The sequence below is a fragment of the Sphingopyxis sp. genome (assembly GCF_016704835.1).
Classification (GTDB): Bacteria; Pseudomonadota; Alphaproteobacteria; order Sphingomonadales; family Sphingomonadaceae; genus Sphingopyxis.
In genome coordinates this window covers 1-18727 of record NZ_JADIZJ010000021.1, presented here as the reverse complement: position 1 = coordinate 18727, position 18727 = coordinate 1, and the positions used below count along the sequence as shown (strand labels likewise).

The window sequence follows — 18727 nt, the reverse complement described above, 5'->3', positions numbered from 1 at the left end:
GGCGTTCCCCGTGTGCCTGAAATCACATTCAGTCCGGAGAACCGCTATGCCAGAATACGAGATTCTTGTCTAACATTTTCCATGCTACGCTAGCAGCCTTTCCAAACTACGAGATGGTGAGTTGACGGTCGCGGACAACTCCAAAAGCTCAAAATGCCAGATTGGCCCCGATGGCAGCTCGTTGTGCGTAAATTCGACTGGTCAAGTCGTGATCGTCGGCCTTTGATGGCTGTACCGACGTTTGGTGTGCTGCCGATTTCGCCATGAGTCCCTCAGAATTGCTCTACGGAACTACCTTTTGGGCCGACTTGTAAATCGAGTCGGGGAGCTTAAGGATGGTTAAGGGGACGTTGCGCAAGCGGGTCGCGAGAAACGCCGAAACTCTGATAAGTTTGATAATCGGTGCTGGCGCGGCGCGTTGAGGGGGATAGAAGATGGTAACTGGACGAGCGGCGTTATTGGTGGGACTGGCACTGACACTCGGATCCTGCGGTGATCCCAATGCCCTGACGGAAGATCGAATTTCTGAGATCGTTTCAGAGGAAGTTCGGCTGAGCCCTTGCATCGAATTTTTTGGCAATGGCCCCTTGTTTGCGGAGGCCTACGTAAACAATGCCAGGGTAGAAATGGCTGACTTCTTGACCGGCAATGAACCCTTTCCTGTAACCGTCGCAATTGGCGGATTTGACAATGTCACCGGGCCGCGATTCCAAGATTTTGAAGCAGCAGGACTGCTGGTTTCCAAATTAGAGAGCGAGCAAACCGGCATGATGGGTGGGCCAGTCCAATACCGCAGGTTCGACCTCACCGACCTCGGACGCTCACTGTATCAGCTGGGTGAAAAGAAACAATTCCGGGACCGACCGCCACGGAAGAACCCGCTGTTTTGCGCAGGCAAAGGACAAGTTTCAGAAGTCGTCAGATTTATTGTTCCGTCCGATGGGCAAAATACGACGCAGGTTACCTACCGTTGGAACACCGTGGATGCCGGAGGTAATATTGTCAGTGCGCTGCCCGACCAGCCGTGGGCAAATATCGGCAAGTACCAAAGCGACCGACTTCCGTTGGAGGGCGAAGGAACCGCGACGCTCGCTCTCACCAACAACGGCTGGGAAGTGATGGACTAACACGTCCGGGTTCGCGGTAGGGGGGGTGAGCGCTTGGCAGGATGGCACCGTGGTTGATGTCGTGTCTGATCCAGCCGATCGAAACTTCAATAGTCTCGGCTACATGGTCATGATCGACCATGGCACCTTGCCGTCGCTGGGTAAGCGCACATTTTCACTTTACTTACATCTGCAAGCGCCCCCCAAGTTGGATGGACGCGACGATCTTGCTGTCGGCACAAGCGTCGCGCGAGGAACTCGCATTGGGGAAATTGGGAAGACCGGCGTCGCCACCGGATGCCATCTGCATTTTGAAACCCGGCATTTCGCGAGCCGCTTTCATCCTGACTGGCTCAATATATATGGGAAAGGAGATAAGCGCCGCTCTTCGGAGTTTTTGGCGGACTGGGTTGACCCCAAGGTCGCGACTTTCGGAAAGCAGGCGCTCAATCCTTCGCAGCCCGTGCTGGATCCGGGCGCTTCGGGTGAAGAGGCAAGGGTATGGGTCACCGCAGCAGCGAATGTTCGCAGCAAGGCCTCTACAAGCGGTTCTCAGGTGCTCGCCACGCGCACGGCAGGGTCCCTGATGTCCGGAAGCTGGGTGCCCGGGGATGACGGAAAATCGCGTTGGTTGAAGGTCGAGCTAGCAGCGATGGAAGTTCATTCGCCGCTCGGGCCATTCGGCTATGTATGGGAAGGCAACCTTCGGTCGGCGAATGACAATGGCGGGGAACCAGCCATGGCTCAAAGGCCGATCGCACCGGTCACTCCCGCGCAAATGCCCCAGCTACGCATGGGAGCCTATGTCGCGTTTCCCACTCGCTGCGCGCAGGCATCAAACGCAACGCTTGAATGGTGGAACGGCCAGTTCTTCTCGGGTGGTCGGAAACACGCCGCCTATCCTCGTGCCGTCGCCCCGGCTCGGGCGAACGGATCTCAGCCTTTCGTCGCTGATGTGAAGGGATGGGAGGATAACAAAACATATTCGGTTAGTTTCCTCGTTCTGAGCCAGAGCATGTATGAACGGGACGGTCTCCGCTATTTCCACTGCGCGGATGCAAAGTTGCCGCCAACTTGGCGCGGTTCAACTCCGCCGCAAACTCCTGCGCCGCGTCCGCCTGTTGTCGCACCGGCAACGGCGGGACAAGTTGATTTCGCCAGCTACACAAATCCTGAGGTTGGGCGGGCCTTCTCAGTTTCGAGTGATGTGAACCTATGGAAGCTTGTTCGAGCAGCGGTCCCCGACCAAAGGCTGTTGACGAGGATCAGGGATGATGTGGGGGTAACATTGCCTCCCGAGGTGTCAGGTGGACGGCTATTACTTTGGAACAAATGCACCAATTTGTGCCGTGATTTTTTTAGCAATACGATAGTTCTGGCGCAGGGAGCAAATGGGCAAACAGCCCTTGTGTGCGTTTACGAGAGCACCAACAATCGTTCGGGGACTGCACGCTGGTTCCAGCGAGGCAAGGTGGTGAGGCAGACAAGAGGGGAATGCCCCAACAAACTCGACCAGATACCACTCAGCAGCACTTCGCAAGCCACGGTCCCCAAGCCTACGCTCGCAAAGGCGGATATGGCGTTCATGAACGAGCGCCATGTCTCCCCGCTTGCTAACTTTCTAAAGGCCAATCCGCTAATCAGGTTGGCGCAGACATCAGATTTTTGGGAATGGGACCGGGTGAGCAGCGAAATCCGGGGACAATATTCGAATAGTCATCCCTATTACGCTGTCGGTGATTTCAACAGGGATCGATTCGAGGACTTCGCTGTCGTGCTGGTGGATATGACTATCGGCGCAATGCCGCGTAATTACGAAGGCAACGGGTCAAAATATTACAACGCTTCCGTGGCTGTGTTTAACGGATCAGATATTGGTTATAACAACTACCCAAACTTCATAGAAAAATGGGGGGTAGTTCAGTCGAATCTTTTACTCTACTCGTATGAGACAAATGATTTGATGGTTGGTCAATGGCAAGGGTCATTAGCTCAAGTTAAACCAGAGCGGAATGGAAAATATCGTTATTATTTTGGCGAGTGATGGTAGGTCGGTTTTTATTTAACAAAAATCGGGAATCCAGATTAGAGGTGCGAGCATGAAACGTGGATTGAAAGCGTTTATCGTATTAGGTGCGTCCGTGCTTGGCTTTGGAGGGCAAATCGCTGTAGCGGCGCCTACCCTCGCCAACCCTCAAGTCCGGCTTTGGTATGAAGAGACCGGCAGGCTGTCAGGCAACATAGCTCCTCCGAAGACGGTGACGCTGTGGAATACGTGCATTGGCGAGGGCGACGCGCAAGAAAATGCCAACGATGCATTATTCACGATCGATGTTCGCTCGTCCGGTGCGGAGAATGTGGATACCCCGATCACGTTGGTAGCAAACGGCGCAAACGGCAAAATCCTCGCGCGCCGCACATATACCAGCGTCTTAACAAGCGAGGCAGGCGTAGCTGTTCTGGCGCTTTGGGTACCAAATGTCGGCTGCGGAGGTCGGGTGGTGCTCAACGCAAGGATGGGGGCCGTAAGTAGGTCGGTGTCGCTCGACTTTGACGGCGGTGAGTAAGAAGCTATCGTCGATGACGCGCTCACAAGACGCTTGGCTCTTGGACATGACTTCGCCGAAAGCGAGGTTTGTAGTGAAGATGACACCGGAACGCTCTCAAAGATTCCTGATGAGGTGGAGCCGCAACTACCTTCTCTAGCGTGCAAAGGGCAGATGTCGCAGGCATCGTGCACCACCAAGTTCGCGATAACTCTGCCGCAAAGGTCTCGCTCTCGGGTTCCTTTTCGGGGCGTGCTACCAAGCCCGTATCATTCGGCGTCGTTATGCACATTTTGATGGCGTGCAAAGCGAGCCGGAATCAGCTCGTCAGCATATGGGCTTTCGAGCATCGCCGTAAGCAAACTTCGTGCGCGGCTCTTGGTTAGGTCAGTTCTTGGTCTTTCAATCCGCGTGGTCCAAGCCCCAGGGTAGCGATGGCAGAACCGGGTGAATCGTGGTCTCCCAAAACCGTCATCGTATCGAATTATGCCCCACACAAAGATGTGCACCGCCGGATCATCGATGTTTTTAATAGCGGTTGTTCCGGTTGAGCTCCTACGCATCTCGCCGCCCGGTTGTATCGTGCGGTCAGCAATTACCCCATCGCTCGGCCAGTCGAGCGCCCCTACGTTCGTGCTTCTCATTGTTTTAAGGCGAACGAAAGACATGACATTCTTAGCCGGAATTTTGCCGACGTTGCGAATAACGATGTCGCCCACCGCGCGGTTGCTCTTGGTTCGATTGATTCCCCCGGGATCTACAGCCAAGTAGGCTCTGTCCTGTCGTTCGGCAGAAATCGTGTTGAGTGTATTGCTTGTCTCCGCGTGATGAGCGGCCGACTTAGTATGGTCAGCGGCTCTTTTTGCAAAAAGAGCCGCTGCGCTGGCGGCGAGAAGAGTCAGCGCCCCAATAATCGACCCGACACCGCCGAACAACCAAGCCGCATCGGCGCTATCGCTTGCGGCATCGGCAGCCTTCCATTGAGCGCACAAATCGGTGGATCGATCCTCATTGCCAGCATTGCAGGGCTTTTCGCGATCAAGAGTGATGTTAGCAGGTGGGTTGGCAGACGACCGGAGAGTGCCATTGACTTCGCCAATAGTCCGTTGATCGTGTTTGCTTTTTTCTTCGCTATTAGGGCTGGCGCCTAGCACTATCAGTCCTACCAGCGCGCCGATCAGACCCCGTTCGATCCTAAGCATAAATCACCGCTATAAATTGTTCCACGCGCCGGCGCGATTGCTGTCGCACAATCAGAATTTCCGTTCGAACCGCACACGCTTGGAACCTGAGACAAGAAAAGTCTGATAGGGCGTGCCGCGCATTGCCGTGCAGACCGGCCCCTTGCCATCGACGACATTTGCCCAATACTGAGGTCTTAAAGCACTATCCGGCAACTTGGTTTCTATGATAGCCTCGATCTTGTAGAACGGAAGTTCGAATTCACGAAGGCTTTGATGTTCGCAATATTCGGCGAGCTTACTAAATTTCGTTATTCTGTTGCCCTTGGATCGTTCGCGCGCAATTTATAGCGATTGTAAAGCTAAGGCTGTCTGAGTCGAGTCAGGCAGGAGGTTACATGAAACAATCACTGCTAGAATGGCGACGCTGCCCCCGGTCGGACTTCATTCTTGGACACGAAGCGGGCGTGTATGCCCTTTTCCTTCGCGAAGACTCGACTCTCCCGGGCGTTGAGCCGGGAGAGCAGGGGCTACTCTACATCGGCCTTGCCGCCAATCGGAAGGGTTTGAGTGGTCGCTGCCACTTCGATGCGCGGACGCGCAATCACTCTCCTCGCAAGAGCCTTGCCGTCCTGCTGATGGATGAGCTGGGTCTGGCTCCAGTGCTCATTATCAAGCCGAATTCCGCCGACACATGGGGGCTGGACGGGCCGTCCGAGGCAAGGCTGAGCAGATGGATGCACGACAATCTCGACCTGGCCATTGAGGTTTGCACGCATCCGGACGCTCGAGAGACAGAGCTGGTAGGCAGATATGCCCCGCCGCTGAATCTCAAAAAATGTGTGCAGACCGAACAGCATCGCCGGATTTCGCGGGCGCGGGCAAGCGTTATGGCGCAATTGCAGGAGCGAGGAGTAGTGACGTTCAGCGACAACCTCGCCCATGAACGAAGGCGTCCAAAAATGGCTTTTGTTGTAGCGGACGATGCCGCCAGCGCCACCCGGCAGTCGCTGCATTCGGCGCGCCAGTGGGCCGGAGCGGATATCGATACGGCAGTAGCGATAGCTGCCCGCTACGGCCTCAATCCCAAGAGCTACCGCCAGCGGCTGCGGGTCTCGATTCCTTGGTACCGCAAACCTCAGGAGTGGACCTTCCCCGTAGATAGCACTGAATGGCGAGACATGATCGCGGTTGCAGAAAAGATGACATGATGGTCGAAATAGATATGGTCATGTCCCGACTTTCCGCGCGCCGCCCGGTGTTCTGTTCCGAGGCGGATTTCCAGCACGAACTTGCCTACGAGCTGCGCCGCGCCGATCCCGACCTCGGCGTGCGCCTTGAACAACCGCTCGGCTCAGGAATGCGCGGCGCAATCGACATCCTACTGATCGGCGAGCATCGGCACGCGCTCGAACTCAAATACCTCTGCAAGGGAATGACAGCAACGATCGATGACGAGGTGACGATCCTGCGTCATCAGGGCGCGCATGACATTCGCCGCTATGACGTCTGCAAGGATATTCTTCGAATGGAGCGATATGCCGAGCGCACCGGTCATGGCGCCGCGGTCCTCGTTCTGAGCAACGATCCCGCTTACTGGCAGCCGAGACGACGCAATGACACCGTTGATGCTGCTTTCGACCTCGCCGACCAGCGCCAGTTGGGTGGAACATTAGGGTGGGGAGCGACCGCAGGGGCCGGTACAACGAAAGGCCGTGAGTCAGTGCTCGAAATTCACGGAAGCTATCCATTGGTGTGGCGGGATTACTCCGATCTTGATTGCCGAGGAGGCCGATTTCGTTTTCTCTGGGTGCCGGTAGCAAAGCGTCGCATGGATTGATGTTTTTGTGAGCCTGCTGTGAGAGGGGTGCAATATGCTGATCGTACCCGAGGAACCGGAATGCGAAACCCTGCGGGTACCCGTTCTCAGGGTGTTCGACGGAGACGGTTTTCTGACTCGCATTTCCGATCCCCGGCATGGCATCGAAATGGAGTTTACAGTTCGCTTTGGCTTCATCGATGCGCCCGAGATGGCGCAACCGGGCGGGCAGGACGCGAAGGATTTTTTGGAGCGGATCGTAGGAGGACAATGGCTTGATCTGGCCATTCTGACGAAAATGGACACGGGCCGCGTCGTTGATCGACATCGTCGCGTTGTTGCTACTCCTTACCTAAGGCAGGTGAATTCCGGTGTCGGCGGTTTGTTGTCGTTACGCGGCCCTACAGGACTGCGAAGTGACGAGACCTACCTATGCAGGAACATCGAGCTTGAAATGGTCCTCAATGGTTGGGCTTGGGTACTTGATCGTTACGAACCCGACGAGCGCTATTTTAAGGCGCTCGCCGACGCTCAGCGAAGCCGTCGAGGTATCTGGGCGTGGAACGACAATATTCACCCATGGGAGTTCAAAAAGCACCAATACCGCGCGAAAAGGCGGGATGGACGGCAGCTAACCAAGCAACCGTCGCTTTTTGATAGCCGGGTTGGCGTGGAGCCATGCCCGACAAATGGCTGTGTAGGCCACATAGTGGAGCGCAGCGGGAAGTTCGGTCGCTTCAGTGGCTGCTCGGAGTTTCCGAAATGTCGATATTCTCGTTCAGCACCGGAATAGGTCGAGCGCGATCCTGGACAGCAACTCGCCTTGCGAAATCATGACGACGGGGTAGCAAGTAGATTAACGTGCAGCCCGAAATGGTCGGTCAACCTTGGCTTGCCTTCGAGAAGATTCGACAGGCCGGTGACTGACAGGCTCACCAAATCTGAGCTATGTGCGACGTGATCGATTGCCAGCTCGCCAAGAGGGGCGATCTGTCCCTTCGTCGGAACTGCGAAGCGGTCCATAATCGCCGAACTGAGGGCCTCATATTACTAGGTGCGGCGCATCGCGCCTCGGTATTCTCTGGTTAAAATCTCCGGCAACTATCGTTCGCCGATCACGGTCACTGAGCATGCGGTTGAGGCCGGTGAGATATTGAAGATGATCCTCCCAACGCTGACGATCCTTCCGCCCGGTTGATACGTGGGCGGCTGCCCAAGGAATGCAAACGCCGACGAAATCAATTTCGCCAATTGGCGTTCCGGTGCGCGCCGAGACAAAGCGACCTTGGGGCATGCCGTCATCGCCGGTCGCGTCAAAGTCTCGCCACGGTTCGCGGCTCCAAAGCAAAACCTTCCTGCGCCCTTCCTTGATCGGATAACCATAATCCGGCGAGGATGCGACGACATGCCCGAAATCTGGCAAAAAGCCTATGTAGGCTTCGGTCAAGCATATGATGTCCGGGTTTACCGCGTAAATCCGACGCCGAAGCTCATCTGCGCTCCGTGAGCGTGGCAGTTGCCACTCCACGTTCCAAACTACGATGCTGAGGGCTGGGTCGGTCATCTGTTTGGGGTTGCTGACCGGTCCCTGTTGCGTCGGTCAGCAATGTAGCTCTGGCCGCCGTCCACCTTGAAAATCTCGAACAGGCCGGTCGCCTCGAATAGCGCAGGAAAATTTTTTACTCCGTAATTACGCGGATCAATAGGGGCTTGGCGTTTTGCCGCACTACCTGCCGCCGACATCAATGCCCAGCCATCTTCGCGCGCTGCCGCCTCGACGCCTCCGCGTAGCACGGTGACCAGCTTTGCGTTTTGCGCGAGAGGCTTCGCGGGCAGAGCTGTCGCGGCGGAAACGCTACCTTTCGCCGTCGCGGCAGTCTTGGCACCAGCTTTCGCTTGCGGCTTGGAAACAGGCGCGTCTGCTGGACCTGCTACCGGCGCCGATCCACTTTCAAGGCCGTCTAGGTACAGAAAGGTGGTGCATGCATTCACGAAGGGGTCAGGGGTCTTGCGCTCGCCAAAACCATAGACCTCGTGCCCATTTGCCTTGAGCTGCATAACCAGCGGCGTGAAATCGGCGTCACTTGAGGCAATGCAAAATGCGTCGAGATCCTGCGTGTACAACAATTCCATTGCATCGATAACCAAGGCAATATCTGTAGCATTCTTGCCCGAGGAATAGCTGAACTGCTGGATCGGCCGGATGGCGAATTCGTGGACCTTGTCCTTCCAGCCATTCAACCTGGCGCTTGCCCAATCGCCGTAGGCCCGCCGGATGTTGGCGGTGCCATATTTTGATAGCTCGGCAACAATGGAACCGATCTTGCCATGTGATACGTTGTCCGCGTCAATCAGTAGGGCAATACGCCGATTGATGACGGGGGGAGCAGGCTGGTCGGTTTCCATGTTCTTCCTTGCCCTGGGCGCCAACATACGGCGGAAAATCATCAATGCATCCCGGTAATCTCAGTTCCTAGCCGGTTCTCCATGTTTCTCCGCATCCGCGAGCGCCGCAAGGATTTTTTCGGGTTTTGCATAAACGGTGCGGCCGTTAGCAGTGAAACGCCCGGCGCACTCCCGAGCTTTGCTTCGCAAACCAAGCTGGGATTGCGTTTCCCGAATTCTATCAGAGTTATTTCGCTGGCCGCCGTCGTTCCGCTGGACATGAGGTAAACGTGATTGTCAGTCCGCAGGCTGGTAACACGGTTAGTCGGTCAAGGGTCGATGGTTCGGATCCGGAAAAGAAATTTGCTCTTCTTCGAACAAAGGCATCGATCTGTTGTGCGCTGCCGAGCGATGACGATCCTGAGATCTCGGTCGATGGTCGAAATTGGCTCTTTGGCTACTTTCGACCGGCCGATTCTGGATTGAAATCGCAGTTCGGCTAAGATGACCGCCCCGTTGCCGCTCGATCAAATCGCGCAAGCTTTCGGTAAGGATGAGCGTGGCGGCCCCCAGCTTGACGATTTCGACCTCGCCCCTCGCGATCAGCAGATAAAGCGTACTGCGGCTGATACCGGTAAACCGGCAGGCATCTGGAATGCGCATACTGATTGGCTCGATAGCCAACGGCGACGAAGGCGGCGGGGAAGAGGGCAGGGAAGACATAGGGACACCGATGGTTGGGGGCAGCGGTGGCGGGATGGCCGGGAAAGAGAGGGGCAGCCACTCCGCCGCGTCCGATTATCTAAAATTGCGCCGTCGTTTTCCACATGACGTTTGTGGCCTAGAGTAGCCGTTTCTACGACTGAGGTCGGCTCGCCGTTTGATCGGACGCAGTCAATCTGCTGGGGACGCGTTTGAACGCATTGATTCGCTCGGCAGAGCACTTCCGCTGCCCGCGTGGCGTCTCGACCATCGGACTTTGATTGTCTTCCTCCCGGTCCTTACTTCACCGCTGGAGACACCCAAGCGCGAGCGGCTGATCTGGCGCTCGCGCCTGATTCCGTCCGCCATATTTGCGTCCGACGAGAGTACGATGCGCAGCCTCGAAACGTCGCAGAAAACCGTCGCTTTGCATTCACCGAGGCAGCGGTGTAGTCGGATCGCACCCTCGAAAAGTGGCGGAAAAGCGTTATGCACCCGTGCGTAAGGTGTGTGATTATAATATGTGGGGCCGATGCGAAGCATCGCGTCCCGGCAACGTCGCGGTTACAGTCAGGGTATCAGAAGGGTACTGGCGGGTGTCAGAAAAGGGGGGGAGAGCGGACGTCAACTTCTCCGCAAAAAATTCTCCAGTTTGCCATTTATGCCAAGCGGGTTGGAAAGGAACGGCGGCAGCGAGCGCGAATATCGCCGGGTAAACATGGCCCCCGAAGCTAGGCTCAGTGAAAAACGAGAGCCGGAGCAGAATGCAAACTGCGAGGTAGCTTCGCGGGCGAAGAAAAAGCGGAGCTGGCGCGGTCGGCAGAGCGCTTCGCCGGACCTTCTTTCCGCACCATGCCAACAGGCGTCTTCGCAGATTACTCCTTATGCCTACGCTCTTGCGATATATGAGCTCCATATATTATGGCGGTAACGGGGGAGGCTACGTGGCGCGCTTCGTCATTCTCAAAAAACTACCGGAGGGGCATTTTATGTTTCAGGCCAAATTATTGATGCCTGCCGTGGCGGCAGGGCTAGTCATCTTAGTCAAAGCATGTGCGTCACTGGGTAATTTTGTCGCAGGAGTACGGCGATGACAAAATTGGCAAACATTGTAAGCGTCACTGCCACAGTCGCCTTGGTGGGGTATGTACTAACACAGGCGGTTCCAAGCGGCGGCGGAAATAGCATCGCTTCCTCTGTTGGATTGACATTAGAACAACCGCCAGAAGAAGAGAAAATGCACGGGTTTACTAGCCACCTCAGCCGCTTATATTCACACACACCCTATACCCTGCTCAGCGCCGAGTTTCGCAATGAAAAGGTCTATGAGAAGAATGATAGAGGCGGTCTGGAGTATACTGCCGACATCAGTGCTCAGTTGCATTTTCCACAAGGGAGTGGGGCAGAATGTGCCGGGCCAACAGCCAGTCAGCCATACCGCTGTCAGTTCGCTGATAAGTTCCCTATGGCGACCTCACCTATCGCTCCCGGCTCCACAATCACGTTGATTGGGACGCACAAATTTGAGCGCGAAACTGACCGCCACCCGTGGGAGGGGGGCGTGCAATGTTGTATCACGCGCGCGAACTGAGCTTTAGCGCAATGTCGGCTGATGTTGCGCCCGCTCGTTATCTACGTCGGCCAATCGACTGACGGCATTCGTTCGCGCGTCAAGCCCTGCGACCCTTCGTCGGTGCAGCATCTTTCATGCTGATCTTCGGTTTTCGACGCTTCACAGCATCCCTCCCGCCAAACTTTAGCGGAATGGAATGCCGCCAGATCCAATGTCCGCAATTGGTCGTGTTCTGCCGTGCGCCCATTCGGGATCAACGGCAATTACTGGTATTGAGGAGAGATCGAGATGGCGAAATCTTGCAGAAAACGGGAGCCAAATAAGAAGGCAAGATAAAAGCCGTGCCAGCTTCGGGCGCGTATGTGGCTGTTTTACCGTGATACTTTCGTATGGCTCTGCCAAGCGATGCCATGCATTCGCAATATTATTATATGATTTCAGGAATTTACGGTATGGTAGCAACGAATTTCCGATGAGTTTGAACTCAATTGGAATTGAAGCTAGCTTGTCAGACTTGCCGTTGATGAGGGGCAACAGGCGATGATTTTCCAAACCAACACAATCGGCTTTCGGTTAGCGCTGAGCGTCGTTGCTCTGTGGCTGGCGTACACAGGATACCAGTCTGTCGGCCGCTACAATGCAGCGCAGGACGCCATTGCAGCGTATCGCGACGATCCGGAGCGGTATGAGAAGTGCGATTATTCCAAGTACGATCCGACCGCCGACGAAAACGCGCAGTGGCGCAATCCGACAATCAAAGAAGTGGGCGACTGCCGAGAATCCATTGATGACGCCGAAAAATACGTCAACGATCGCACAAGCTGGTGGAACAAGCGCATTCTGGAACGGCAAGCTTTTTCCAGCTTCTTCAGGGAAGGTATCTTACCCGCCGGTCTCCTGCTTCTGATAGCGGGCCTGTGGAGAAGGATCGCTGCCGTTGGACGGTCCTACCTTGGCTGGCTGAAGAGCGGCAGAGTGGCACCAGAAGAATGATCGACAGCGCAATTCTCGCAACAGTCGTTGCCGCACTCACTGGATTGGGAGGTACTTGGCTTGGCGCATAGTGTGGATCGGCGTGCAAAAAGGACCCCGTTAGCGGGGTGATCGGCGTCTAAAAGGGACCCCTCATTTCGATGGTTTAAGCAGCCGGCTGGATAATCAGGCGGCGAGATCGGGATGTTGGTTTTGGAGACGGTGGTTCGGATTCGGCGCGAGTATGCCGGTGGCAAGGCGATCAAGGCGATCGCGCGGGATTTGCGTGTGTCGCGGAAGGTGATCCGCAAAGCGATCCGGGCGCCGGAAGGCGCATTCGACTATCAGCGCAAGGTTCAGCCGCTGCCGCGGATCGGGCCGTTCCAGGCTCGGCTCGATACGTTGCTGGAAGAGAACGAGGTGCGCGGCAGGCGTGAGCGGCTGCGGATGACGCGGATCCATGACCTGCTGGTGCGCGAAGGTTTTGAGGGCTCCTACGATGCTGTGCGCCGATACACGGCGCGCTGGAAGGCCGACCGACGCAAGGATGCCGGCGATGGTGTTACCGCCTTCATCCCGCTGACGTTCAAGCCGGGCGAGGCCTATCAGTTCGACTGGAGCCATGAGGACGTGGAGATCGCCGGCAAGCCGATGCGCGTGAAGGTTGCGCATATGCGGCTGTGTGCATCGCGGGCGGTCTATGTCCGGGCGTATCCACGCGAGAGCCAGGAGATGCTGTTCGACGCGCATGCGCGCGGCTTTGCCTTCTTCGGCGGCGTGCCGGGCCGCGGCATCTACGACAATATGAAGACGGCGGTGACGAGCGTGTTCACCGGCAAGGAGCGGGTCTTCAACCGGCGCTTCTTGATCATGACCGACCATTATATGATCGAGCCGACCGCCTGCTCGCCGGCGGCGGGATGGGAAGAAGGGCCAGGTCGAGAACCAGGTGCAGACGATCCGGGGCCGCTTCTTCCAACCCCGGTTGCGGTTCGCCAGTCTCGACGAGCTCAATGGCTGGCTGGAGGCCGAGTGCCAGCGCTGGGCGGAACGACAGGCACACCCGGAACAGGGCGAGCTGACCGTGGCGCAGGCGCTGGAGATCGAGCGATCCGCGCTGCAGCCGATGCTTGGACCGTTCGACGGCTTTAACGAGAGCGAGCATGCGGTGACTGGCACCTGCCTGATCAGCTTCGATCGCAACCGCTACTCGGTTCTCTCGACGCTGGCGCGGCGGACGGTGCAGGTCCGGGCCTATGCCGACCGCATCGTCGTACGCTGCGGCGAGGAGGTTGTCGCCGAGCATCCCCGCTACTTCGGGCGCAACCGCACGATCTATGACCCTTGGCATTATCTGCCGGTGCTGGCCCGCAAGCCCGGCGCGCTGCGGAACGGTGCGCCCTTCCAGGACTGGGATCTGCCGCCGGCGCTGGCGCGCCTGCGCCGCAAGCTTGGCAATGGCGACGATGCCGACCGCCGGTTCGTCCGCGTGCTGTCGGCCGTGCTGACCGATGGCCTGGAGCCGGTCGAAGCGGCCGTGCGCGAGGCGTTGGCGACCGGCACGGCGAGCGACGACCTGATCCTCAACATCCTGGCGCGGCGGCGCGAACCGCCGCGACCGCTCACCATCATCACCTCCGAGGACAGCGCCTTGCGCCATCCGCCGATCGCCGACTGCGCCCGTTACGACCAGCTGAGGACCTTCGATGCAGCGGCATGACATGATCGAGGCGATGCGCGGGCTTGGGCTCAAGGGCATGGCGGGCGCGTTCGACGATGCGGTCACCACCGGCCTTCAGCGCCAGCGCACCACGATGGAGATACTGACCGACCTTCTGCGCGCGGAAGCAACACATCGCCATGCTGCCTCGATCCGATACCGGATGGCGGCCGCCAGGCTGCCGGTCGTGAAGGATATCGATGCGTTCCGGTTCGAGGGCACACCGATCAATGAAGGCCTGGTGCGTTCGCTTCACAGCGGCGCGTTCCTGCCCGCTCGGCGCAACATCGTCCTGGTCGGCGGCACGGGCACCGGCAAAACCCACCTTGCCATCGCCATCGCCGCCAATGTCGTTCGCTCGGGTGCGCGAGGCCGCTACTTCAACACCGTCGATCTGGTGACCCGCCTCGAAGAGGAGGCCAGAATCGGCAAGAGCGGCGCTCTCGCCGCCCAGCTATCCCGCCTCGACCTGATCGTGCTCGACGAACTGGGATATCTGCCGTTCGCCCGCTCAGGCGGCCAACTGCTGTTCCATCTGGTCAGCAAGCTCTACGAGCAGACCAGCGTTATCATCACCACCAACCTCGCGTTCGGGGAGTGGCCAACGGTGTTCGGCGATCCCAAGATGACCACCGCGCTCCTCGATCGTGTCACTCATCATTGCGATATCGTCGAGACCGGCAATGACAGCTGGCGCTTTAAAAACCGCAGCTGATCGCCCCCGCTGACTTCCGAATAAGAGATGCTTTGCGCTGCGCGCGCCTCCGGTCGGGCTCCGCCCTCCCTACGCCGCGCGCAGCGCAACGGCGCGTGTCCGATCAACCTTGCGCCATCTTGAAAGGGGGTCCCTTTTGCGCGCCGATAGGGGGTCCCGTTTGCACGCCGATTGACAGCGCATAGATTGGGAAGGTCAGATTGGGAGCGGCCCCATCCAACTTTCTCAGGCCCAGCATATTGAACATATCCATCGAACTGATATCGACCGTACAATCGAGGTTGAGGCCAGAGAGGGGAATACATGCTGACGCGCCTCTTGGGTTTAAAACATCAACCTAAGTCCGCACAGGATCTTCTGATCGATCTCCGACGCGAACTATCGAAGAAACCCGAGCAAGCTGACCCTGAAAATCTAGTCAATCTCTGTCGCACGATCCGCGGCAACAAACTGGCTGAGTTCAGGCAGAACCTCTCCAATGAGTTCGGGCATTTCTTGCCGACATCCAACGTGCTTATTAGCGACTATACGGACCGCTTTGCCATAGCCACAGCAGACGGCGTCGTCATCATGGGGCGGTTTCTAGATAGGCTGTTCCCGTATGCCCCTAAAGCTGCTCGCGAGACATTCGGACAGCAGCTGGAGGTATCAAACTTCCACGACTGGGCCTTAATTTCTGACGAAGACAGGCTGCGCCTTAACGCTGATTGGAAGGTGGCTGACTCGTTCGATTCCACTAGATATCCCGAGGTTGCGAGCCGCTTAGGAGGGTTCAGGTATATAGTCGTCCCGGCGAGCGACATTCACGGGATCGTCCTCCAGTACAACGACGAGACTATGTTCAACACGAACGTATTTTCCGCTAGGCCGCTGTCGGAAATGAAGGTCGCGATGGATCGGGTGGTGAGATATCCCTATGACACCGAGAAGATGATCTCAAATATCAGCATTACACTTCAATCAGTGGATCCTGAATTTCCTCGTATCGGCGGATTTAGGTTCACACATATTTACCATGAACACAAAGGATGCTTTGACAGGCTCGAACTGTCACACGGGATGTTTGGGAATTTCTTCAAGTTCGCTTTCGCGCTTGAAAGCGATTTGTCGAGCATATCGCAGAGGGATCGCCTTATCGAACAGAGTGGTGACCCCGATGGCAGCTTTTTCGAAAATCAGATGAACCCTGATACGGCTATGTGAAGCGCGTTGCGCCGGACTAGAGTGCTATAGCGAAACGGTAATGCTCATCTTCGCCCGTCGCGGTGCCCCGCGCATCGCCAGATCGAGAGAAACGAGGGGGCAGGTTTCAGACCGTAGAGATCATAGCCTAACCGAGGCTCTCGCTTCAAGTTCGGCCATCCGCGCGGAGCAGATCGCGTGGACGGCGCGGCCAAGTTCCTCGACGCAGCCGCCGAGCCAAGTCAGCTCATGCTCGGTGACGCGGTAATGCTTCGAATAGCGAGCTTTAACATAAGCCTCTTTCAGCTTCTCGAACCGCGCCCGATCCTCGCGACGCTCGCGCGGCCAAGCGTCCACGAGGCGCATGTCTATCCGCTCGGCCTGGGTGCGCAGGAAGGCTAGGTTATGGACGTGGGGAGTGTAGAATGTGCAAACGAGCAGAACGCAGTGGTACAGCCGCTCAGCTGCCTGATGCATGTCGAAGGCAGCTTTCTTAAGCCACCCTTGCGATATCGAATGCAGCGCCGAGCCGTGAAATTGCCCGGCAGTGGGATACCATTCTTCGTAGTATTCCTTCGCCATCGCGAGCGCCTGTTCTGGCGTTTTCGGTTTCGGCGTATGTAGCGGCTTGTCGTCAAAGGAGTGCAGCGCGATTCCGTCCTTGGCGACGTCCATGAAGAAATAACGCCCATGCGCCAGCCCGTCGTTCACCTCCTGCAGAGTGTGAACGATGAAGTTGACCGGCGTATGGAGCGTCTTGTCGATCGCCAGTTCACGGATGAGCCGGTCGTCCAACTTGAGCCAGAAATCGACTTTCTCGGTGAGCCGCTTGTCATTGACGATGATGAGAAGGTCGAAGTCTGACCGATAACCCTTGGCGGTGTGCGGCTCATCGACCCAGCCGCCGCGCGCGTAGCTGCCGTACAGAATGATCTTGTCGATCCGACCCTTCTTCTTCCAGCTCATGGTGCCGAGGGCGAGCGCGTCTTCGAACTCCGCGAAGATGATCTGCTTCACGCGTTCGAGTTCGCGCTGCTTGTTCGTCGGAAGATGATCGAGGTCGGTTTTCATGTTGGCGGCACCCTGTCGAGACGATGGCAGATTGGCAAGGTCGAAGCGGTGTCACCGCCGCCAGAATTGCCACCGGCTGCGGTTCTTTCTATCGACCGTTTGCGCGATCACGCGTAGGCTTCGGATCATCGCCTGTTCGATCTCGTGAACGCTGACGCCGTGCCGCTCGGCAAGCTGGCGATAACTCAGCTCCTCGACACGGTGACCAAGAAAGACGCGCCGGTCGAACTCGTCCAGCCGATCAATGGCGCGCTCGTAGAGGCGTAGCAGGCGGCGCCTCGCGCGGGGAATCCGGTTCACCGCTTCTTCCCTTCACAGAAATTTGCCCAATCCTCCATCATCACACGGCGCTTTTCGAGCAAATTGCCGCGCCGGTAGGCAGCCTCGGTCTTGTTCGCGACGGTGTGGGCGAGGGCAGCTTCGGCTACGTCGCTCTGATGGTCAGTTTCTTCGCTCACCCAATCACGGAACGACGAGCGGAACCCATGCGCGGTGAACGGCTCACCCAACTCCTTGACCAGCTTCGAAAGCGTCATATCGGACAGGGGGCGGTTTCTGCGGATGCCGGGGAATACCAACTCGCAACCCGCAATGCGAAGCCGCGCGCAGCGCTGAACGATGCGGAGTGGGCGGCGGGAGAGGGGGACGACATGCTCGCGGAATGCCTTCATGCGGTCCTTAGAAAGCGTCCACAGACCCTTTTCGAGGTCAAACTCATCCCATGTCGCGCCGCGCACCTCGCCCGATCGTGCCGCCGTGAAAATGGCAAACTCCAGCGCCAACCGACTGAAAGATTCTCGCTCGCGCAGCGTCTGAACGAACGCAGGCACATCCTCGTAGGGCATCGCGGCAAAATGATTGTCGCGGCGCGGCTGGCGGGGCAATCCCTTAGTGATCGCCCGCATGGGAGCCTCGGTGTCGCGATAGCCCGACGCGTAGGCCCAATCGAGAACGGCGCCGACGCGCTGGCGGACGCGGCGCGCTGTTTCGGGCTTGTCGAGCCAGATTTCCTCAAGCAAATCTCGGATCATCGGACCGGTGATCTGATCGACCCGGAACTTCCCGATGTGCGGGAAGGCATATAATTCCAGCGTCCGCGTCCATTGTGCGTGGTGCTTGCCGTTGCGCCACGTCTTCGAATGGACTTCGTAAACTCGCGCTGCCGCTTCTTTGAAATTCGGCACCGCCTGCCGCTTATGTCGCTCGAATTGGGGGTCGATGCCCAATTCGATCTGGCTACGAATATCGCGCGCCAGCTCCCGTGCTTGCGCCAAGCTGACTTTCTGGCAGCTCCCCAAGCCGAAGTCCCGGCGGTTGCCGTGCTTCTGGACTCGGCAAACCCAGCTGCTCGCCCCTCCCGGTCGATCGAGCCGCATAAGGCCGTCGCCATAGCTTACACGGCTCGACTTTCCCTTGGGCTTCGCAGCCCCGTTCGAAGTGCTTTTCAGGTGTAATCATAAAATTTAGTCCCACATTGGCAAAAATGTCGGACTGGATCCTGTGGGACACACAGGGACCCGAATCGCTTCTCAAACCCGCAGCAAAGCTGCGATGTGAAAAACGGATCGGGAGAATGTGGGATTAGAACTTGGCGGACAGGGTGTCTGCCTAGATATTCATACTTCTAGTTGAATTAATTTGATAAATATTCAAGTGGAATCCCTTTCTCCCACATATTCTACCACGTCAGTCGCGTTTGATGGGACGGTAGCAACGGTGGTTATCGTCCGTTCACCCTAAATTTTGACCGGACGC

General features: G+C 57.2%; 17 protein-coding genes and 1 pseudogene. 11 read left to right on the top strand and 7 right to left on the bottom strand.

What is annotated here, in order from left to right:
• The first annotated feature begins 461 nt into the window (after nucleotides 1-461).
• Genes IPF76_RS15120 through IPF76_RS15110 form a run of 3 tightly spaced genes read left to right on the top strand, consistent with a single transcriptional unit; the run spans nucleotide 462 to nucleotide 3673 of the window.
• Nucleotides 462-1127, top strand: a complete 666-nt coding sequence (locus IPF76_RS15120; protein WP_293845754.1) for a hypothetical protein — start codon at nucleotides 462-464, stop codon at nucleotides 1125-1127.
• 25 nt (nucleotides 1128-1152) lie between these two features.
• Entirely contained in the window at nucleotides 1153-3150 is a 1998-nt protein-coding gene (locus IPF76_RS15115) for a M23 family metallopeptidase (RefSeq protein WP_293845751.1), read from the top strand.
• Nucleotides 3151-3205: 55 nt separating this feature from the next.
• On the top strand, nucleotides 3206-3673 hold the full coding sequence (locus tag IPF76_RS15110; RefSeq protein WP_293845748.1) for a hypothetical protein: 468 nt from the start codon (nucleotides 3206-3208) through the stop codon (nucleotides 3671-3673).
• Between the two features lie 248 nt (nucleotides 3674-3921).
• Here the strand turns inward: IPF76_RS15110 and IPF76_RS15105 are convergent, their stop codons facing one another.
• Nucleotides 3922-4854 (bottom strand): hypothetical protein, encoded by a 933-nt coding sequence (locus IPF76_RS15105; RefSeq protein ID WP_293845745.1) that lies wholly within the window; start codon nucleotides 4852-4854, stop codon nucleotides 3922-3924.
• Nucleotides 4855-5231: 377 nt separating this feature from the next.
• Between IPF76_RS15105 and IPF76_RS15100 the strand changes: the two genes are divergently transcribed.
• Genes IPF76_RS15100 through IPF76_RS15090 form a run of 3 tightly spaced genes read left to right on the top strand, consistent with a single transcriptional unit; the run spans nucleotide 5232 to nucleotide 7445 of the window.
• Nucleotides 5232-6044 carry a GIY-YIG nuclease family protein gene (locus tag IPF76_RS15100; protein ID WP_293845743.1) on the top strand — a complete coding sequence of 271 codons (813 nt, stop codon included), beginning with the start codon at nucleotides 5232-5234 and terminating at the stop codon, nucleotides 6042-6044.
• The gene (locus IPF76_RS15095; RefSeq protein WP_293845740.1) at nucleotides 6041-6673 is read left to right on the top strand and encodes a hypothetical protein; all 633 of its coding nucleotides are present in this window, start codon (nucleotides 6041-6043) and stop codon (nucleotides 6671-6673) included. Before IPF76_RS15100 ends, IPF76_RS15095 begins: the two co-directional genes overlap by 4 nt.
• A gap of 34 nt (nucleotides 6674-6707) precedes the next feature.
• Complete coding sequence (locus tag IPF76_RS15090) at nucleotides 6708-7445, top strand: thermonuclease family protein (protein ID WP_293845737.1); 738 nt, start codon at nucleotides 6708-6710, stop codon at nucleotides 7443-7445.
• A gap of 249 nt (nucleotides 7446-7694) precedes the next feature.
• Here the strand turns inward: IPF76_RS15090 and IPF76_RS15085 are convergent, their stop codons facing one another.
• From IPF76_RS15085 to IPF76_RS20955, 3 genes are all read right to left on the bottom strand, one after another.
• Nucleotides 7695-8216, bottom strand: coding sequence for an endonuclease/exonuclease/phosphatase family protein (locus IPF76_RS15085; RefSeq protein WP_293845734.1), 522 nt, complete (start codon nucleotides 8214-8216; stop codon nucleotides 7695-7697).
• The gene (locus tag IPF76_RS15080; RefSeq protein WP_293845732.1) at nucleotides 8213-9058 is read right to left on the bottom strand and encodes an NYN domain-containing protein; all 846 of its coding nucleotides are present in this window, start codon (nucleotides 9056-9058) and stop codon (nucleotides 8213-8215) included. Before IPF76_RS15080 ends, IPF76_RS15085 begins: the two co-directional genes overlap by 4 nt.
• Before the next feature lie 300 nt (nucleotides 9059-9358).
• Nucleotides 9359-9700, bottom strand: a complete 342-nt coding sequence (locus IPF76_RS20955) for a helix-turn-helix domain-containing protein (protein ID WP_366499732.1) — start codon at nucleotides 9698-9700, stop codon at nucleotides 9359-9361.
• A 1129-nt stretch (nucleotides 9701-10829) separates the two neighbouring features.
• On the opposite strand from IPF76_RS20955, the gene IPF76_RS15070 reads away from it, so the two are divergent.
• From IPF76_RS15070 to IPF76_RS15050, 5 genes and pseudogenes are all read left to right on the top strand, one after another.
• Nucleotides 10830-11330: a hypothetical protein gene (locus tag IPF76_RS15070; RefSeq protein ID WP_293845728.1), complete on the top strand. Its 501-nt coding sequence runs from the start codon at nucleotides 10830-10832 to the stop codon at nucleotides 11328-11330.
• A 522-nt stretch (nucleotides 11331-11852) separates the two neighbouring features.
• Nucleotides 11853-12305: a hypothetical protein gene (locus tag IPF76_RS15065; RefSeq protein WP_293845725.1), complete on the top strand. Its 453-nt coding sequence runs from the start codon at nucleotides 11853-11855 to the stop codon at nucleotides 12303-12305.
• 183 nt (nucleotides 12306-12488) lie between these two features.
• A pseudogene (istA, locus tag IPF76_RS15060) lies at nucleotides 12489-14004 on the top strand (IS21 family transposase).
• The gene (gene istB, locus IPF76_RS15055; protein WP_293838241.1) at nucleotides 13991-14719 is read left to right on the top strand and encodes an IS21-like element helper ATPase IstB; all 729 of its coding nucleotides are present in this window, start codon (nucleotides 13991-13993) and stop codon (nucleotides 14717-14719) included. The pseudogene istA and the gene istB overlap by 14 nt, the downstream one beginning before the upstream one ends.
• Before the next feature lie 303 nt (nucleotides 14720-15022).
• Nucleotides 15023-15922 (top strand): hypothetical protein, encoded by a 900-nt coding sequence (locus tag IPF76_RS15050; protein ID WP_293845722.1) that lies wholly within the window; start codon nucleotides 15023-15025, stop codon nucleotides 15920-15922.
• Nucleotides 15923-16042: 120 nt separating this feature from the next.
• Here the strand turns inward: IPF76_RS15050 and IPF76_RS15045 are convergent, their stop codons facing one another.
• From IPF76_RS15045 to IPF76_RS15035, 3 genes are read right to left on the bottom strand one after another with little or no spacing between them, the layout of a single operon-like run.
• Complete coding sequence (locus tag IPF76_RS15045) at nucleotides 16043-16972, bottom strand: HEPN domain-containing protein (protein WP_293845720.1); 930 nt, start codon at nucleotides 16970-16972, stop codon at nucleotides 16043-16045.
• Between the two features lie 51 nt (nucleotides 16973-17023).
• Entirely contained in the window at nucleotides 17024-17272 is a 249-nt protein-coding gene (locus tag IPF76_RS15040; protein ID WP_293845717.1) for a sigma factor-like helix-turn-helix DNA-binding protein, read from the bottom strand.
• Nucleotides 17269-18420: an integrase arm-type DNA-binding domain-containing protein gene (locus IPF76_RS15035; RefSeq protein ID WP_293847368.1), complete on the bottom strand. Its 1152-nt coding sequence runs from the start codon at nucleotides 18418-18420 to the stop codon at nucleotides 17269-17271. Before IPF76_RS15035 ends, IPF76_RS15040 begins: the two co-directional genes overlap by 4 nt.
• Nucleotides 18421-18727 lie beyond the last annotated feature (307 nt).

Excerpts from the sequence above, each read along its gene's own strand:
- IPF76_RS15110 (WP_293845748.1), top strand. The coding sequence starts at position 3,206 with ATGAAACGTGGATTGAAAGCGTTTATCGTATTAGGTGCGTCCGTGCTT.
- IPF76_RS15105 (WP_293845745.1), bottom strand. The coding sequence starts at position 4,854 with ATGCTTAGGATCGAACGGGGTCTGATCGGCGCGCTGGTAGGACTGATA.
- IPF76_RS15100 (WP_293845743.1), top strand. The coding sequence starts at position 5,232 with ATGAAACAATCACTGCTAGAATGGCGACGCTGCCCCCGGTCGGACTTC.
- IPF76_RS15095 (WP_293845740.1), top strand. The coding sequence starts at position 6,041 with ATGATGGTCGAAATAGATATGGTCATGTCCCGACTTTCCGCGCGCCGC.
- IPF76_RS15090 (WP_293845737.1), top strand. The coding sequence starts at position 6,708 with ATGCTGATCGTACCCGAGGAACCGGAATGCGAAACCCTGCGGGTACCC.
- IPF76_RS15085 (WP_293845734.1), bottom strand. The coding sequence starts at position 8,216 with ATGACCGACCCAGCCCTCAGCATCGTAGTTTGGAACGTGGAGTGGCAA.
- IPF76_RS15080 (WP_293845732.1), bottom strand. The coding sequence starts at position 9,058 with ATGGAAACCGACCAGCCTGCTCCCCCCGTCATCAATCGGCGTATTGCC.
- IPF76_RS20955 (WP_366499732.1), bottom strand. The coding sequence starts at position 9,700 with ATGCGCATTCCAGATGCCTGCCGGTTTACCGGTATCAGCCGCAGTACG.
- IPF76_RS15070 (WP_293845728.1), top strand. The coding sequence starts at position 10,830 with ATGACAAAATTGGCAAACATTGTAAGCGTCACTGCCACAGTCGCCTTG.
- IPF76_RS15065 (WP_293845725.1), top strand. The coding sequence starts at position 11,853 with ATGATTTTCCAAACCAACACAATCGGCTTTCGGTTAGCGCTGAGCGTC.
- istB (WP_293838241.1), top strand. The coding sequence starts at position 13,991 with ATGCAGCGGCATGACATGATCGAGGCGATGCGCGGGCTTGGGCTCAAG.
- IPF76_RS15050 (WP_293845722.1), top strand. The coding sequence starts at position 15,023 with ATGCTGACGCGCCTCTTGGGTTTAAAACATCAACCTAAGTCCGCACAG.
- IPF76_RS15045 (WP_293845720.1), bottom strand. The coding sequence starts at position 16,972 with ATGAAAACCGACCTCGATCATCTTCCGACGAACAAGCAGCGCGAACTC.